This window comes from Variovorax sp. 10N420 (genome assembly GCF_056394705.1).
This window is the reverse complement of the sequence record NZ_JBFTIJ010000009.1, coordinates 242473-258839: the sequence shown is the minus strand read 5'-3', so window position 1 is coordinate 258839 and position 16367 is coordinate 242473. Positions and strand designations below refer to the sequence as shown.

At 64.1% G+C, this 16367-nt stretch carries 18 protein-coding genes; 13 read left to right on the top strand and 5 right to left on the bottom strand.

The window, feature by feature from the left end:
* Positions 1 to 2: 2 nt before the first annotated feature.
* The 8 genes from AC1DEK_RS22975 to AC1DEK_RS22940 all read left to right on the top strand — a co-directional run bounded on the left by AC1DEK_RS22975 (position 3) and on the right by AC1DEK_RS22940 (position 8151).
* Positions 3 to 1283, top strand: coding sequence for a biosynthetic peptidoglycan transglycosylase (locus AC1DEK_RS22975; protein ID WP_478127600.1), 1281 nt, complete (start codon positions 3 to 5; stop codon positions 1281 to 1283).
* 44 nt (positions 1284 to 1327) lie between these two features.
* Entirely contained in the window at positions 1328 to 2440 is a 1113-nt protein-coding gene (locus tag AC1DEK_RS22970; RefSeq protein WP_478127599.1) for an ABC transporter ATP-binding protein, read from the top strand.
* A 73-nt stretch (positions 2441 to 2513) separates the two neighbouring features.
* Positions 2514 to 3785, top strand: a complete 1272-nt coding sequence (locus AC1DEK_RS22965) for an ABC transporter substrate-binding protein (RefSeq protein WP_478127598.1) — start codon at positions 2514 to 2516, stop codon at positions 3783 to 3785.
* Between the two features lie 148 nt (positions 3786 to 3933).
* Positions 3934 to 4851, top strand: a complete 918-nt coding sequence (locus tag AC1DEK_RS22960; protein ID WP_478127597.1) for an ABC transporter permease — start codon at positions 3934 to 3936, stop codon at positions 4849 to 4851.
* Positions 4848 to 5738 carry an ABC transporter permease gene (locus AC1DEK_RS22955; protein ID WP_478127596.1) on the top strand — a complete coding sequence of 297 codons (891 nt, stop codon included), beginning with the start codon at positions 4848 to 4850 and terminating at the stop codon, positions 5736 to 5738. The genes AC1DEK_RS22960 and AC1DEK_RS22955 overlap by 4 nt, the downstream gene beginning before the upstream one ends.
* A complete protein-coding gene (locus tag AC1DEK_RS22950; protein WP_478127595.1) occupies positions 5738 to 6472 on the top strand; it encodes an aspartate/glutamate racemase family protein in 735 nt (244 codons plus the stop codon). Before AC1DEK_RS22955 ends, AC1DEK_RS22950 begins: the two co-directional genes overlap by 1 nt.
* Positions 6473 to 6521: 49 nt before the next feature.
* Positions 6522 to 7433, top strand: a complete 912-nt coding sequence (locus AC1DEK_RS22945) for a pirin family protein (protein WP_478127594.1) — start codon at positions 6522 to 6524, stop codon at positions 7431 to 7433.
* A gap of 154 nt (positions 7434 to 7587) precedes the next feature.
* Complete coding sequence (locus tag AC1DEK_RS22940; RefSeq protein ID WP_478127593.1) at positions 7588 to 8151, top strand: Spy/CpxP family protein refolding chaperone; 564 nt, start codon at positions 7588 to 7590, stop codon at positions 8149 to 8151.
* Positions 8152 to 8227: 76 nt separating this feature from the next.
* On the opposite strand, the gene AC1DEK_RS22935 is transcribed toward AC1DEK_RS22940, so the two are convergent.
* Positions 8228 to 8656: a serine/threonine protein kinase gene (locus AC1DEK_RS22935; protein ID WP_478127592.1), complete on the bottom strand. Its 429-nt coding sequence runs from the start codon at positions 8654 to 8656 to the stop codon at positions 8228 to 8230.
* A gap of 208 nt (positions 8657 to 8864) precedes the next feature.
* Between AC1DEK_RS22935 and AC1DEK_RS22930 the strand changes: the two genes are divergently transcribed.
* The 4 genes from AC1DEK_RS22930 (at position 8865) to AC1DEK_RS22915 (ending at position 12717) form a co-directional block, all read left to right on the top strand.
* Positions 8865 to 9620 carry an endonuclease/exonuclease/phosphatase family protein gene (locus AC1DEK_RS22930; protein ID WP_478127591.1) on the top strand — a complete coding sequence of 252 codons (756 nt, stop codon included), beginning with the start codon at positions 8865 to 8867 and terminating at the stop codon, positions 9618 to 9620.
* Positions 9617 to 10858, top strand: a complete 1242-nt coding sequence (clsB, locus tag AC1DEK_RS22925; protein WP_478127590.1) for a cardiolipin synthase ClsB — start codon at positions 9617 to 9619, stop codon at positions 10856 to 10858. The genes AC1DEK_RS22930 and clsB overlap by 4 nt, the downstream gene beginning before the upstream one ends.
* Entirely contained in the window at positions 10858 to 11850 is a 993-nt protein-coding gene (locus AC1DEK_RS22920) for a lysylphosphatidylglycerol synthase domain-containing protein (RefSeq protein WP_478127589.1), read from the top strand. Before clsB ends, AC1DEK_RS22920 begins: the two co-directional genes overlap by 1 nt.
* Before the next feature lie 117 nt (positions 11851 to 11967).
* Complete coding sequence (locus AC1DEK_RS22915) at positions 11968 to 12717, top strand: TIGR03915 family putative DNA repair protein (protein ID WP_478127588.1); 750 nt, start codon at positions 11968 to 11970, stop codon at positions 12715 to 12717.
* Here AC1DEK_RS22915 and AC1DEK_RS22910 read toward each other — a convergent pair.
* Positions 12659 to 13369, bottom strand: coding sequence for an acyloxyacyl hydrolase (locus tag AC1DEK_RS22910; RefSeq protein ID WP_478127587.1), 711 nt, complete (start codon positions 13367 to 13369; stop codon positions 12659 to 12661). The genes AC1DEK_RS22915 and AC1DEK_RS22910 overlap by 59 nt on opposite strands.
* Before the next feature lie 42 nt (positions 13370 to 13411).
* Between AC1DEK_RS22910 and AC1DEK_RS22905 the strand changes: the two genes are divergently transcribed.
* Complete coding sequence (locus AC1DEK_RS22905) at positions 13412 to 13912, top strand: polyhydroxyalkanoate granule-associated phasin (protein ID WP_478127586.1); 501 nt, start codon at positions 13412 to 13414, stop codon at positions 13910 to 13912.
* Between the two features lie 3 nt (positions 13913 to 13915).
* On the opposite strand, the gene AC1DEK_RS22900 is transcribed toward AC1DEK_RS22905, so the two are convergent.
* From AC1DEK_RS22900 to AC1DEK_RS22890, 3 genes are all read right to left on the bottom strand, one after another.
* Entirely contained in the window at positions 13916 to 15097 is a 1182-nt protein-coding gene (locus AC1DEK_RS22900) for a metallophosphoesterase (protein ID WP_478127585.1), read from the bottom strand.
* Between the two features lie 144 nt (positions 15098 to 15241).
* On the bottom strand, positions 15242 to 15712 hold the full coding sequence (locus AC1DEK_RS22895; protein WP_478127584.1) for a hypothetical protein: 471 nt from the start codon (positions 15710 to 15712) through the stop codon (positions 15242 to 15244).
* Between the two features lie 126 nt (positions 15713 to 15838).
* Positions 15839 to 16336, bottom strand: coding sequence for a hypothetical protein (locus AC1DEK_RS22890; RefSeq protein WP_478127583.1), 498 nt, complete (start codon positions 16334 to 16336; stop codon positions 15839 to 15841).
* Positions 16337 to 16367: the final 31 nt, after the last annotated feature.

Sequence of the window (16367 nt, the reverse complement as noted above, 5' to 3'; positions counted from 1 at the left end):
ATTTGCTCAAAAAAGCGCTGCTTTATTTTTTCTTCGCGACCCTGGCCCTGGTGCTGACCGCCGCGGTCGCCGCGTTCCTGATCGTGAGACTGGCGCTGGCCCCCGGCCCCGACGAGTGGCCAGCCCGTGTCCAGGCCGGCCCGCTGTCTTTCGATGTCGGCGTGCCGACAGCCATCCGGCTGGCGACTTCGTCATGGTTCGCGCCCTGGATTGCCGGCCGGACGCTCGACACCAGCTTCGGCCCTGTCGCTTTTGGCTGGAACGAGCCTACGGGCACGCTTGAACTGCAATGCGCCCCCTGCAGCGCGACGGTGCCCGCGCTGGGCAGCGCACCCATTCGGTTCGAGCGCCTGAAGGCCACCGTGCGGCGCGACGCGGGCACGCTCAGCGGCATTCTCGAAGCCTCGCCTTCCGATCCAACCTCGACCGTCACCGAGGCGAAGGGCAACCAGACGCTCCACGCACGATGGGATGGACGCCTGTCGCAGAAGGCCCTGCTCCTCAACATTAACGTGCCGGAAGCACCGATCGCCAGCTGGTACGCCATCCTGGCACCTGATTTGGCCGAGCTGCGGCGGGCACGCATCGGCGGCACGCTGGGCCTGCATGCCCAAGTCGCCCTCCCGGCGGGTACGTTCTCGTTGCAGCCGCAGATCAGCCAGTTCACCGTCGACGGATTGGGGACCGAGGCGATCGCCAACGCACGCACCGTTTGCGGCGCACCAAGCCGGCTCACGAGCGAAAGCTGGCTCGCCCGCGCCGTCATCGCGGCTGAAGATCAACGCTTTTTCATGCATCCCGGCTACGACCTCACCGAACTGGCCGCCTCACTGGAAATCAACCAGAAAGCGTCCAAAGTCGCTCGGGGCGGCAGCACGCTGACCCAGCAACTGGCCAAATTCCTCGTTACCGGCGGACAGCAAAACGCCGACCGCAAGCTGCGCGAGTTGCTCTACGCGGTCGAAATGGAGCAGACGCTGGGCAAGGCGCGCATCCTCCAGCTGTACCTCGACAACGCACCGTGGGGCGCCCAGATCTGCGGCGCGGAAACCGCGGCACGCACCTATTTCAAGCGCTCTGCGCGCAATCTCGAACCGGCGCAGGCGGTGTGGCTGGCTGCCATGCTGAACAACCCGGCCGCCGCCGTGCGCAAGTGGCAGCAGGAAGGCAACATCAATCTCGATCGCGCAAAGTGGGTGGCGGACGGCGTACGCGGCATCACCAAGCCTCAACGCGACGCGCTGCTGAGCAAAGTCGCCGCAGCCCGCTTCGCACCACCCTGACGTGGCTGGGATCGCTGGCACATGTCTTGCGATGACACGCATCAATGGATGCTGTCACCGCCCCTCCGCCCGCAGCCGTTGAGATCGTCGCGCTGACCAAGCGCTACGTCGCCGGTGCACCGCCCGCCGTCGACCAGATCGACCTGCGCATCGCCAGCGGCAGCTACTGCTGCCTGCTGGGCCCATCGGGTTGCGGCAAGAGCACGACGCTGCGAATGGTCGCGGGTCACGAGTCAGTATCGGGCGGAGACATCTTGCTGGACAACCGCAACATCACCAACCTGCCCGCCGCAGCGCGGGGCACGGCGATGATGTTCCAGAGCTTCGCGCTCTTTCCACATCTCTCGGCGCTCGACAACGTCGCCTTCAGCCTCAAGATGAAAGGCGTGTCCAAGAGCGAGCGCCACAAGCGCGCCAGGAACCTGCTGGAGCGCGTCGCGATGGGCCAGCTCGCAGAACGCAAGCCGGGAGAGCTCTCGGGCGGACAACAGCAACGGGTCGCTTTGGCGCGCGCGTTGATCACCGAGCCGCGCGTCTTGCTGCTCGACGAGCCGCTTTCCGCACTCGACCCCTTCCTGCGGATCCAGATGCGCGCCGAGTTGCGCCGCTGGCAGAAGGAGCTGGGCCTCACCTTCATTCACGTCACCCATTCGCAGGAAGAAGCGATGGCGCTGGCGGACACGATGGTCGTCATGAACCACGGGTTGATCGAACAGGTCGGTCCGCCGCATCAGGTCTACAACCATCCATCCAGCGAATTCGTCGCGCGCTTCATGGGCGGCCACAACGTCTTCGCCGTGCATGACGGACTCATCGCGGTGCGCAACGATCACATGCAGATCGCGCCGGCGACCGGCGCCGCAGGAGAGACTGGCTTGCCGGCGCACGTCACCGATGTGGAATACCAAGGCACCTACGTGCTGCTCGGACTGCGGCTCACGGGCGTGCGGCCCGAGCAAAGCAGCGTCTCGGTGCTGCTGTCCGAAAAGGCCTTCGTCAGCCGCACCTTCGAAGTCGGCGAAAGCGTGCGCCTGAGCTGGTCAGAGGCCGACGCCCGCCCGCTCGGCGCCGGCGCCACGCGCCCTGTCAAACCTGGCAACGGCGCACCGATTCCGCTGCGCGAACCCCTCGCCGCGCTGGCCGCAATGGCCGCCTGACAAGCCGCAAGAAGCCCGGGTCGCAGCCGCCGTCCTCCTCAGTTTCCTCACCACCGCCTCTTCGGAGACCACCATGTCCAAAAAAATCGAAACACCCTCCACCGGCGTGCAGCGCCGCACGCTGCTGCAAGGCACAGCGGGCATCCTCGCGAGCGGCGTCTTCCCCGCCATCCATGCACAGGAAAAGAGCGTGCTGCGCTATCTCGGTACCGCGGTCAACCAGGACAAGGCGATCGCGGACAAATTCAAGGCCGACACAGGCATCGAAATCCAGTACGTGGCAGTCACCACGGACGACGTCACCAAGCGCGCGGTGACCGCGCCCAACAGCTTCGACCTGATCGATACGGAGTACTTCTCGCTCAAGAAGATCGTGCCCACGGGCAACCTCAAGGGCATCGACACTCAGCGCGTGAAGAATGCCGACAAGATCACCACGCTCTTCACAAAGGGCGAAGTCGCTGGCAAGAAGGTCGGCAGCCAAGGCACCGCGCCCATCAAGGTGATCTACCTGGAAGGCGAGAAAAGCAAGGCATTCGCGGCGTCGCCGACGCGGTTCATGTCGCTCATTCCGACCACCTACAACGCCGACACGCTTGGCATCCGGCCCGATCTGATCAAGCGGCCGATCGGCTCTTGGGCCGAGCTGCTCAATCCCGAGTTCAAGGGCAAGTCGGCGATCCTGAACATCCCGTCGATCGGCATCATGGACGCGGCGATGGTGGTGGAGTCCAAGGGCATCCACAAGTACGCGGACAAAGGCAACATGACGAAGGCCGAGATCGATCTCACGATCAAGACGCTGATCGAAGCCAAGAAGGCGGGGCAATTTCGTGCGCTGTGGAAGGACTTCAACGAGTCGGTGAACCTCATGTCGTCGGGCGAAGTCGTGATCCAGTCGATGTGGTCGCCTGCGGTCACCGCCGTGCGAAGCAAAGGCATCGACTGCACCTTCCAGCCGCTGAAGGAAGGCTACCGCGCCTGGGCCTCCGGCTTCGGCCTGCCGGCAACGTTGTCGGGCAGGAAGCTCGACGGTGCGTATGAATTCATCAACTGGTTCCTCGATGGCTGGGCGGGTGCCTACCTCAATCGCCAGGGCTACTACAGCGCTGTCCTGGACACCGCAAAGGCCAAGATGGAGCCATACGAGTGGGCCTATTGGATGGAAGGCAAGCCTGCGGCGCAGGACATCAAGAGCCCGCAAGGCGACGTCATCGCCAAGGCCGGTGCGGTGCGCGACGGCGGCAGCTACGAAGAGCGCATGGGCGCAATTGCCTGCTGGAACGCCGTGATGGACGAGAACGAGTACATGGTGAGGAAGTGGAACGAATTCGTGGCGGCATGAAGCTCGCCCCCCAGGTTGGCTCACTCCGTGTAGCCGCCCACCCCCCTGCCGGGGGGCGACACCAGCGGCCCGGCAAAGCCGGTTCCGCGGTGTCTCACGAACAGGCTTCGTGCGGCTCGCCTCGAGAAATCAACTTTGCTTCTTCGTCATGAGCACTCTTGTTGCGGCCGGCGATGCCGCGCCATCGGCCGCCCGCCCGCTTAACGCGTGGTGGCAGGCGGCGCCGTTCGCGCTGGTGTTCGTGTTGTTCTTCCTGATTCCTCTGTCGCTGATCGCGATGGTCAGCCTGTGGAACTTCAACGAGTACGAACTCATCCCGGCGCTGTCGGCGCGCAACTACCTGAGCATCTTCGAAGGGTGCTCGCACCTCACGGACAACGGTGACCTGTGCGTCACGCTGTCCACCTACATCAGCACGATCAAGTTCTGCCTGCTGGTTTGGGCGATCACCCTGTTGATCGGTTTCGCGGTTGCCTACTTCCTGGCTTTTCATGTGCGTTCGCCGGGCATGCAGACGCTGCTTTTCGTCCTGTGCACGGTGCCGTTCTGGACTTCGAACGTGATTCGCATGATCTCGTGGGTGCCGCTCCTGGGCCGCAATGGACTGGTTAACCAGGGCCTCATGGGCATCGGGCTGATCGACTCGCCTGTCGAATGGTTGCTGTTCTCGGACTTCTCGGTGGTGCTCGCCTTCGTGCACCTGTACACGATGTTCATGATCGTGCCGATCTTCAATTCGATGATGCGCATCGACCCCTTCCTGCTCGAAGCAGCCAGCGACTCCGGCGCGTCCGGCTGGCAGACGCTGTGGAACGTGATCGTGCCGCTCTCGCGCACGGGCATCCTGATCGGCTCGATCTTCGTCATCACGATCGTGATGGGTGACTTCGTGACGATCGGCGTGATGGGCGGACAGCAGATCGCATCAGTGGGCAAGATCATCCAGGTGCAGACCTCGTACCTGCAGTTTCCGCTGGCGGCCGCGAACGCGATGATCCTTTTGGCGGTGGTGCTCATGATCATCTGGGGCCTCACGCGGCTCGTCGACATCCGCAAGGAACTATGAGCATGCGGATCGGCGAACAACGCTCGGCGGGCTTCCGGCCTCTGGCTTTTGTCTTCTCGGTCTTCGTGCTGTTTCTCTACGGGCCGATGATCACGATCTTCGTGCTCAGCTTCCAGGGGCCCGAGGGCGGCCTCACGTTTCCGCTGCGCGGTGTTTCGCTGCACTGGTTCTACAAGCTGGCCGAAGGGCTTGGCACGGTGGACATCGGCGCTGCATTCCGGCGCTCGCTGATGCTGGGCACCGTCGTGATGCTGTTCACTGTGGTGCTGTCGGTGCTGGCGGGCCTTGCCTTCCGCAAGAGCCTCAAGGGCGGCAACGCGCTTTTCTTCATCACCGTGGCGAGCCTGATCATGCCGTCGATCATCGTGTCGCTTGGCATCGGGCTGCAGTTCCGCCTGCTTGATGCGGGGATCAAAGGTGCGCTGACTGCGCTCGATGCGACCGGCACGCTCGAGAACTACGGCACTGCATTGGGCCTGCTCACCTCAGCCCTCGGCGCGCATCTCACGTGGACGCTTCCGTTCGGGCTCCTGATCATGTTTGCCGTGTTCAACCGCTTCAATCCTGCATACGAAGAAGCGGCTCGCGACCTCGGAGCAACGCCCTGGCAGACCTTTTGCCACGTCGTGCTGCCCCTGATCGGGCCGTCCGTCGTGGGGATCGGCATGTTCGGCTTCACGCTGAGCTGGGACGAGATCGCGCGCACCTCGCAGGCGATCGGCGACGTCAATACCTTGCCGCTCGAACTCCAGGGCCTCACATCGACGGTGACGACGCCTTCCATCTATGCGCTCGGCACGGTGACCACTGTCGTGTCCTTTGCTGTCATGGGGCTTGCCCTGGGTGCCGCAGCGCTTCTGCGAAGACGGGCGACGCGTCCCTGCTGATGGCTCGTCTGCTCATCATCAATCCCAACACCTCCGCTTCGGTGAGCCAGTTGCTCGAGCGCCATGTGCGCGCCCAGGCCGGAGATGCGCTTGAAGTGCACACGATCACCGCCCGCTTTGGCGCACCGTACATCGCCAACGAGGCCGGCTACGCGGTTGCGCAGCACGCCACGCTCGATGCCTGGGCGGTCGCGCATGCGCACGGCGAGCGCCCCGACGCCGTGCTGATCGGCTGCTTCGGAGATCCGGGTCTGTTCGCGATGCGCGACGGTGCGGGGGTGCCCGTCAGCGGGCTCGCGGAGGCCGCCTTCACGTCCGCCGCAAAGTACGGCCGCTTCGCCGTCGTGACCGGCGGCGAGCCGTGGCGCCCGATGCTCGAACGGCTGGCGTGGTCGCTCGGATATTCGCCATCGCTCGCGGGTATCCACACCTTGGCACCGACCGGAGCACAACTCGCGGCCGACCCGATCGCCGCCCACGCACTGCTTGCCGAAGCCTGCCGCGACGCGGCCCTGCGCTTCGATGCGCGAGCGGTCATCCTGGGCGGCGCGGGCCTTGCCGGCATGGCCGCCGAAATCGCCCCTGCGGTGCCCGTCCCTGTCATCGACAGCGTGCATGCCGGTGCCGACTGGGCGGTGCTCGCGACCCAGGCGGCTCCCGCATCGGGCGCCACTCGGACGGGCTTCGGCATCGCCTGGCAAAGCGTCTCCTGGGAACTCGAAGCGCTCGGCTGAGGCGCCCCCACCCCTAGCGCGGTCGTCCCGACCGTGCCACCATGCTTGGATGACCACACCCACTCCAAGCCACGCCCACAGCGCGCACGCGGTCGAACCGATCGCCCTGGCCCAACCCCGTGGCGTCGACCAGATCGTTGCCGGCGTGTCCACCAGCGACGGAGATGGCGTCAAGCTCACCCGCGTGCTGCACCAGACGCTGCAGCAGCGGCTCGATCCCTACCTGATGCTCGACGCCTTCGGCAGTGACAACCCCGGGGACTACATCGGCGGCTTTCCGAGCCACCCGCACCGTGGCTTTGAAACCGTGACCTACATGATCTCGGGGCGCATGCGTCATCGGGACAGCCATGGCCACGAAGGGCTGCTGTCCAACGGCGGCGTGCAATGGATGACGGCCGGCCGCGGCCTCGTACACAGCGAGCTGCCGGAACAGGAAGAAGGCCTCATGGAGGGCTTTCAGCTGTGGCTCAACCTGCCGGCCAAGGACAAGATGCGCGAGCCCTGGTATCGCGACATCCAGAGCCATGAGATTCCGGAATTCGTCACGCCGGCAGGCGTTCGGGTGCGTGTCATTGCTGGCGAAAGCCACGGCGTCGCCGGCGCGATGCAGCGTGAACATACCGAGCCGGTCTACCTCGACATCGCGCTGCCACCCGGTGCCGAATTTGCGCAGCCACTGCCGGACCACTACAACGCGTTGATCTACGTGTTTCGCGAGTCGATCTACATCGGAAGCAGCGAGATCCCGACCAAGCGCATGGCGATACTTGCGAACGACCCGGGCAGCGATGGCGTCGTGCTCCGCGCCCCCGCCTCCAATCACAGCATTGCGCGAGCGCTCCTGATCGCAGGCAATCCGCTGCACGAGCCGATAGCCCAATACGGGCCCTTCGTCATGAACACCCGAGAGCAAGTGACGCAGGCCGTGCATGATTTCCAGAACGGAAAGTTCAGCTGAAGCGGAGGCTGAAACCAAGGCCGAAGGCGGCGCGAGCGTTCATCTATCTTTACGCCCGCTAACCCGACCCTCACCGTCGCGAAACACGGGCTCGCCACACTTCCCTTCACCTGCTGCCCATCGGCGGCGGGCTTCTTCGAAAGGAAGCACTCTCATGATCTCGTCTCGCAAAAGCCTTCTCTGTGCCGGTCTGCTGGCAGTCTCGTTCGCCTCGACTGGCGCCTTTGCGCAAGCGACCCCAACGCCGGCGGCGCCTGCTCCAGCAGCGGTCGCACCGCAGCCTGGTGCGAATCCTTCGCACACACGGCCGGACCGCGCGCAGCGCTTCGAGCAGATGCAGCAGCGCCACGCGCAGCATCTCGCAGAGCTGAAGGAAAAGCTCAAGCTCGCGCCTGCGCAGGAAAGCGCGTGGAGCACGTTCACTGCCGCGCAGCAGCCGCCGGCGCCCCCTTCAGGCCAGCCCCGCATGGACCGCGCCGAGTTTGCCAAGCTGACCACGCCGCAACGGCTTGACCTGATGCAATCGCGCCAGGCCGAACGCACCGCCAGGTTTGCCAAACGGGCCGAGGCCACGCGGACTTTCTATGCTGGACTGACGCCCGATCAGCAGAAGACCTTCGATGCCGAGTCGATGCGGCGCTTCGGCCCTGGCGATCGGGGTGAACATGGCGAACACGGCGGCCGTCGCCATCCAACGGCGCCAGCCAGCAAGAGCTGAGCCTCGTCAGCGGATCCCGAAGCCCGCGGCGGAAGTGCCGCGGGCTTTTTCATTTTTGGTTCGCCGGACCTCGAGCCTATTGGGGCGTGCCAGTCTTGGTCGTCGGATTGGTCGGCACGTCAGGCCGCTCACCCTTTTGGCCAAACTGCGGCTTGGCTTTGCGCCCCGACTGGCTCACTTCCGCGCGCGACATCTCGCCCGTCGGCTGCGCAACGGCATTGGGTTGGTTGTTCACGGTCGTTGATGCTTCGCCCTTGGGCACCTGGTTGTTGGCGTTGTTTCGGTTGTGCGCACGCGCCTCTGCCTTCACCGCCTCGCGTGAAGCCGGCTGCGTGCCGTCGGGCCGCTGGGTAGGATTGCCGACGCCCGCCGGAGTCTTCGTACTCGCCTGGCCGGCCACCGCAGGGTCGGGCTGCGCCGGCTGCGAGGTCATCTGCGCGGACGCAATGCCCGCCAGGCCGAGAAGTCCGGCCAAAACGGTGCTCGTGAACAGTGCTTGCTTCATGATGGCTCCTGTCTTGTCTCTCATGGAATGGAATCCACCGTAGGAGGGGTGCCTGCTGCGACATGTGAGGAGCGGCACGCCGTGCCTGTAGGAGCACGCCCATGAGCCGCGCAGGCTGGCAAAGAACGTGGTGCGTTCCTACACTTGCCGAACTTTGGCCAGCTTACAAACTTCAACTGTGAAGCCCTCGTCCCACACGGCGGCTGTGATGCCCTTGCCGACCTCGCTCAAAGTCATGACCGTGAACACCCACAAGGGCTTCACGGCCCTGAATCGCAAGTTCATCCTTCCGGAGCTCAGGGAAGCGGTTCGTACAGTGGGCGCGGACGTCGTGTTTCTCCAGGAAGTGCTCGGCACGCACTCGCGCCATTCGCGCAAGATCGACAACTGGCCGGAGGCGCCGCATTACGAGTTCCTCGCGGACACGATGTGGCCCCAGTTCGCCTATGGCCGGAACGCCGTCTACCCCAAGGGGCACCACGGCAACGCGGTGCTCTCGAAGTTCCCGATCGTGCACCACCGAAACCACGACGTGTCGATCACCGGACCCGAGAAGCGAGGACTGCTGCATTGCGTATTGCGGCTGCCCGCGAGGCCCGTCGACGTGCATGTGATCTGCGCGCACCTCGGGCTGGCTGAAAGCCATCGGCAGGAGCAGCTCGACCTGCTCTGCCATATCGTGCGCGACGAGGTGCCGGCCGACGCGCCCTTGATCGTTGCGGGCGATTTCAATGACTGGCGCGGCAAGGCGCATCGCATCCTCGAAGTGGGCGCCGCGTTGCGGGAGGTGTTCGTGCTCGCGAACGGCAACGCCGCGAGGACCTTTCCGGCGCGGTTTCCGGTGTTGCCGCTGGACCGCATCTACGTGCGCAACGCGGCGGTGCATGCGCCGGTGGTGCTGCCCCGAAGGCCCTGGTCGCATCTTTCGGACCATGCGCCGCTCGTCGCGGAGATCCAGCTGTGAGCGCGGCCGGCAGTCAGCGCTGGATCGGCGGCAACCAAGTCGAGTTGCTCGAGAACGGCGAGACATTTTTCCCGCGTGTGTTCGACGCCATCCGAAGCGCGCGCCAGGAGGTCATCGTCGAAACTTTCATCCTGTTCGAGGACAAGGTGGGCAAGGCGCTCCACGCCGCCATGCGCGCGGCTGCCCAAAGAGGTGTGAAGGTCGACCTCATGGTCGACGGCTTCGGTTCGCCGGACCTTTCGCCTGAGTTCATCGAAGGGCTGACCTCCGCCGGCGTCAAGGTGCGTGTGTTCGATCCCGGCAGGCGCCTGTTCGGGCAACGGCTCAACGTCTTCCGCCGCATGCATCGGAAGATCGTGGTCATCGACGGATCGATCGCCTTTGTCGGCGGCATCAATTTCGCGGCCGATCATCTGCTCGATTACGGCCCCAAGGGCAAGCAGGACTACGCAGTGGCACTCGCAGGTCCGATCGTGGCCGAGATCCATCGCTTCGTGCTGCATGCCATTGCCGTAGGCGGCAAGGGACCCAGCTGGTTCAGGCGGCGCCTGAAGTCCTCTAGTCGAATCCGCCCCGAGCCGCAGGGCGAAGCCGAAGTGCAGTTCGTGACGCGAGACAATCGCCGCCATACCGACGACATCGAACGCCGCTATCGGGCCGCGATCCGGAGTGCGCGGCAACGCATCGTGATTGCCAATGCCTATTTCTTCCCCGGCTACACCTTGATCAAGGAAATGCGACGTGCGGCGCGGCGCGGGGTGGACGTGCGGCTGATCTTGCAGGGCAACCCGGACATGCCTTTCGTGAAGACAGCCGCGAGCATGCTCTATCACCATCTCCTGCACGCCGGCGTTCGCATCTATGAGTATTGCGAGCGGCCGTTGCACGGCAAGGTTGCTCTCGTCGACGAGCAGTGGAGCACAGTCGGATCGAGCAACCTCGACCCGCTCAGCCTGTCGCTGAACCTGGAGGCCAACGCGATCGTGCGCGACCGGGCATTCAATCAGGTGCTGTGGGACCGTCTCGACTCGCTGATGCAGCATGGCTGCAAACAGATTCATGCGGCCGACCTGACGGAATGGAGCGCCTGGCGGCTGGTGCGCAGCTTCTTCATCTTCCATCTCTTGCGCTGGTATCCGGCGTTGATCGGCATGTTGCCGCGACATGCGCCGCTGCTGAAGCCGCTTGAAGGCTCACAGCCACGCGGCTCGGGCGCGACGCGAACGGATGCAGCGTGATGGCCTCCACACCGGCGACGGGCGCCGTGGCGCCCCCAGGAGGCCCTGCCTCGCAAGGATGGCACCGCACTAGACGAATCGCAGCATGGGTCTTCTTTGCGCTGGTGCTGTTCCTGATCTTCCGGCAGGCGCGCACCATCGATTGGCGCGGAGTGCTCGCGTCGGTGCGCGAGATTCCGCTGCCGCTGCTGCTCGCGGCCGCGGCGCTGGCCGTGTGCAGCCACTTGCTCTACAGCACCTATGACTTGCTCGGCCGTCGGATGACGGGCCACCGGCTGCGCACCAGCTCGGTGATGGGTATCACCTTCATCAGCTATGCATTCAACCTGAACCTGGGCGCACTGGTCGGCGGGATCGCCTTCAGGTATCGCCTCTATTCACGGCTCGGCCTGGACAACAACACGATCACCCGCGTGCTCGCCTTCAGCATGTTGACCAACTGGTTCGGCTATTTCGCGGTCGCTGGAGCGGCTTTCTGCTTCTGGCCCATGCCGCTGCCTCCCGAATGGAAGATCGGCGACGAGGGCCTGCGGATTCTTGGCGCTTTGCTGATTCTGGCGGGGCTCGCCTACCTGATCCTTTGCGCCATTGCGCGCGAACACACCTGGCGCATACACGGCCACGAGATCGACACGCCGCCGCTGCGCATTGCGCTGCTCCAACTCGTGATTTCATCCGCCAACTGGTCGCTGATCGGGGGCGTGATCTGGTTCCTGCTCGAGCAACGACTGCCCTACCCATCCGTGCTCGGCGTGTTTCTGGTTGCGGCCGTGGCGGGAGTCATCACGCACATCCCGGGCGGGCTGGGAGTGCTGGAGGCCGTCTTCATCGCGCTGCTGTCGCACCGGCTCTCGCAAGACCAGCTGCTCGGGGCGTTGCTGGCTTATCGCGCGCTCTACTATCTTCTCCCGCTGATCGTGGCCTGCGTGGTCTACATCGCGACCGAAGTGCACACGAGGCGCCTGCGGCGCCGATTGGCAACAGCCAGGTAGCGCCGGATCGGCGGTCGCGAGATGGGCGGCCCCTCGCCAGTGAAGCCAGCGCATCCTTCGCCGTTTTACGCCTCACCGCCTACAGGAGCGTCCAGAAGCGAGACCTAACTTGACGGCATGTCGCTTCATTCCGTCACCCTGGCGAGCCAGACCGACCTGGACGGATTCCGCCGAGAAGCCCGGGTGTTGCTCGCAACGCTTGTCCCACCAGAGGAGGTCGAGTGGAACGCGCCGCAGGGGGTCGCCATCGCCCCTTCATGTGCGGCGGCAAATGGCGAAAAACGGCATTCCGCCGACAGGCCGCACGGGGGCGTCAATCTCTTCCTGCCTCGCTCATTCATGTCTCTGTGCGATGTCGTCATTCTGCACAGCGACCCCGGTCGTTTCGACCTCCTGTACCGCTTGCTCTGGCGGCTCGTGCACGAACCCGGCCTGCGCCGCAGCCCCTTGGACAGCGATCGCGTGCGCGCGGTGCACATGGCGCAGGCTGTGCGGCGCGATATCCAGCGGACAAAGGCGCTCATCCGCTTCAGGCCTGTCGATTCAGGTGTAGAAGGCGCCCCGCTGCACATCGCGTGGTTGGAGCCCGATCACTACATCGTCGAGGCGATCGCACCCTTCTTTGCGCGCCGGTTCGCCCAGATGAACTGGGCCCTCCTCACCCCGACCTGCAGTGTCCGATGGAATCGCGAGGCTCTGGAGTTCGGGCCGGGAGTCGACAACGCCGACGAAGGCCTGTGGCTCACGCGCTATAGGCAAGCTTTTGAAAGCGCGCGATCCACGCGCGGATGCAATGAGCCGCCTGAACTCAGAACCGATACAGGTAGCGCACCCGCACAAAGTTCTCGCCTGGGTTCGGCTCTTTGATGCCCCCATTGGAAAAATGCTGGATCCGCAGCGAGAGTTCGTGCTCCCGCGCCGCTCCAAAACTGCGCCCCACGCTCAGTTGCTCGGTGAACTGGAAGGCAGTGGTGAACTGGCGGTCAGGCGTGCGATAGAGGCTGTCCGTCACTGTGCCGCCCAAGCCTGCTTCGACAAACCAGGGGGATTGGCCTTCGCCGAATCTGTAGCGGAAGTTGCCGATCCCGCCGATTTGCGCATAGTTCTTCTTGTCCGCGCCATTGGGCGGTTCTGGTGCACGCCAGGCGCTCAGGAAGAAGTCCCAATAAAAGGTCATGACGCCGCCCCACATCGCTCGTGGCGCCATCAGCGCCGGAACGACCAAGCCAGCAGTCAGGGAGTCGGTGTTATTGGAGCCACTGGGTGTGCGGCCGAAATCGATGTAGGCGCCCTTCATCTCGTCCGAGGAAGCTGCCGCAGCACCCAGAGAGAGGAAAACGGATCCCGCGAACAAAACCGTTCTGAAAACGGCAGGTAAGTGATGCATTCTTCTAATTCCACGAGGATGAAAATCGACGAAGATCGTAAGGTTTTCGAGCCCGATCTGCTGGCCACCACGGCAGGCACGCGAGTAGGACACCATCCTTAATTGAATGTTGCAGCGCAGCAAAAGAGACATGGGAGGTCTATAGTCCAGTGGACTCCAAGCACACAACGTTCCATGACACGCAGCATCTCCTCCCCGCGCTTCTTCAACCCGCTCATGCTGTGGGCTGATGTCGCCGTCAAGACGACAGAAATGCTCGTGTGCTCCCGGTCAGTCATTCAGATGCGCACCGAGCGCATCGCCCGCGCGGGGCTGACCCCCACGGACGAGGACCTTGTCGAATTCCAGCTCATGAGCCACGAAAAGCTGGCGGCAGTGAGCGAAGCCGGTGCCGCGATGGCCAACCAGCTTCACACCACACAATTCGCGCTCACCAACCGCGCAGTCCGTCACTGGCTCGGCAGCGGCGTGGCTCTTTTCTCGCTGTCCATGAGCGTGACCGCGGCAGAGGCCCTGACGCACGCCGAGGCGCTCGGAAGTGCGGCGGCCGGATCGGCGGCAGCCATCACACAGTTGAGCAGCGCAGGCGCGCGCATCGTGCAGCGCGGGCTCAAGCCGATCCACACGAAGGCCACCTCCAACGCTCGCCGCCTTGCCGACGCTATCTCCGCGTGAGGCTCAGGACGCCACCACGAGGCGCAGCAACGTGATCTCCGAAGGCGCTCCGAAGCGCTTGGGCGGCCCCCAATAGCCGGTGCCGCGGCTCGTGTAGACCCACATTTCGTGCAGCTTGTGCAGGCCGGCCGTGAAAGGCTGCTGCAGCGGAACGAACAGATTCCACGGAAAGAACTGCCCGCCGTGGGTGTGCCCGGAAAGCTGGAGGTGATAGCCCGCCTCGGCTGCGGCTGGCGCAGTGCGAGGCTGGTGCGCGAGCAGCACGCGCGTATGAACCAGCGGAGGCGCGTCCAGCAATGCGCCTTGCGGATCGCTCGTGTGTGCGACATCGAAATGCGCTCCGGTGTAGTCCGTCACGCCAGCGACGACAAGCGCGCTTTCGAGCACTTCTTCGTCGGTCTGCGCGCCGCTCACGTTGCGCGTCTGCAGCACCACGTGCTCGTTCAGCAGCACGCGCAGGCCCAGCCGGCGAAGCTCGTCGACCCATGCATGAACGCCGGCGTAGTACTCATGGTTGCCGGTAACCACGAATGTGCCATGCCTCGCGCGCAGTCCCTCGAGGGGCGCGATGTGCTCCCGCAGCTCGGACACGGTTCCATCGACCAAGTCGCCCGTGATTGCGATCATGTCTGCGCTCAACCCATTGACCGCGTCGACGATGCGCTGGATGTAGCTTCGCTTGATGGTCGGACCGACGTGGATGTCGCTGAGCTGCGCAATCGTGAAACCGGCCAGCGCCGAAGGCAGATCGCGAATCGGCACGTCCACACGCACCACGCTGGCCGTACGGCGAGCATTGAAAAAGCCTATCAGCGAAGTCGCTGTGGCAAGTACGGGCACCGCGATGGCGCTCAGTTCCTTCCAGTGCGGCCAATCGACTGCCCACCCGCCGGCCAGCGTCGCAAGCCAACCCAGAAGCAAGCCCGCATCGCGCACGATCGTGAGCACGAACATGGATGAAAACCAGCCCATGCTCAGAAGTCCGATCCATTTCCAGCCATCGGCGAACTGCCGGCGTTTCGAGCGCATGCCGATGAAAGGAAGGGGCATGGTCGCCGCAGAGACAACCAGCACTGCCAGGAGCATTGGCCAGCCGAATCCGTGGCCGGCCAGCGAAGGCAGCAGCCGTAGCCCGATGTAGACGTGCAGCAGCGTGGTGAGGAGGATCAAAGGTCGAAGCGGCATGAGCGCCTGGCAGGACGGGCAAACCCGGACCCCCCATGTGCGAGCAGGAAGCTGCACATTCAAGGTGTGTGCCAGTGGTCGGCCGATATTAATATCGACCGAATATCCGCGCGCGAGCGACTGCGCGTGGGCAACCAGCGAACGTCAGGAGTGCGCTGCGATGCTCGTGCCGGCAGGCCACACGAAAGTCGTACGCGACGAGCTGCCCGGCAGGATGTCCACCTGCTGCTTCAGCGTCTGGCCGCCCAGGGTCGCCTCAACTTCGTAGTGCCCAGGATCAAGGCGCGCCACCATGAAAGGGCCATCGGCAACAACTCGGCTCAGCACCGTCTCGCCGGATGCATTGCGCACCGTCACCACGACCTCAGCGGCAAAGTCCGCGCGCTTTCCGTCCTTGACGGCGAACTCGAAGGTCGCCGGCCATCGAGGCGCGACGGTTTCCATCAACTCGGCCTCGTCGCTCCCCACGCCGCCGCTCATGTACTCGACGCCGTTCATCATGTGGATCGGGGGGTTGTAGACCGCATGTGCCGCCATTGCACCGAAAAGCGACACGCTACCGACGGCCACTGTGAACAGGGTGGCGGCGGGTCGCCAAACACGCATAGTTCTCATCGCGATGTCCTTCTTGTTGCCCAAATGAATGTGAAGCCAGCTTCACGCCATCACTATCTGCAACAACTCTTAGGAGAACCTGAACTGCAAGCGCGTTTTTTTGCGCCGCCTGCAGCGGAATCCGACTCAGTCGCCCGTGCTGGCGGAAGCCTGATGTTCGGGCCGAGGCAATCCCATCTCGGAAGCGAAATCCACGTTCGAGGGCCACGTAAACACAGCTTTCGATCCCAGTCCGTTGAAGACGATCAGCGGCTGGGTGAGCGTCACGCCGCCCATCGTCGCATCGATCTCGTAGGCACCTGGATTCAGCCGTGCGACCATGATGGGAGATCCGGTTGAAACCGTCATCACCTCCCTGCTGGAATACCGCTCCCGCACGACGATGCTCACGTCGGACGGAAACCGGACTCCGGGGGCTGATCGCGCGATACCGAACTCCAGAGCGGCGGCCCAGCGCGGCGCAACCGTCTTCATGAACGACGCTTCATCACTGCTTCTGCCGCCACACATGTATTCGATGCCGTGCGCCACCTTGATCGGTGGATTCGTCAGCGCGTGCGCGGAGGTGAAAGCACCGAAGATGAGCGCGGCCGCGAGGGGCCGGCAAAAACGGTTCGGGATCATTGCTGTGCTGTCCTCTTGCTCAAAATGGCGT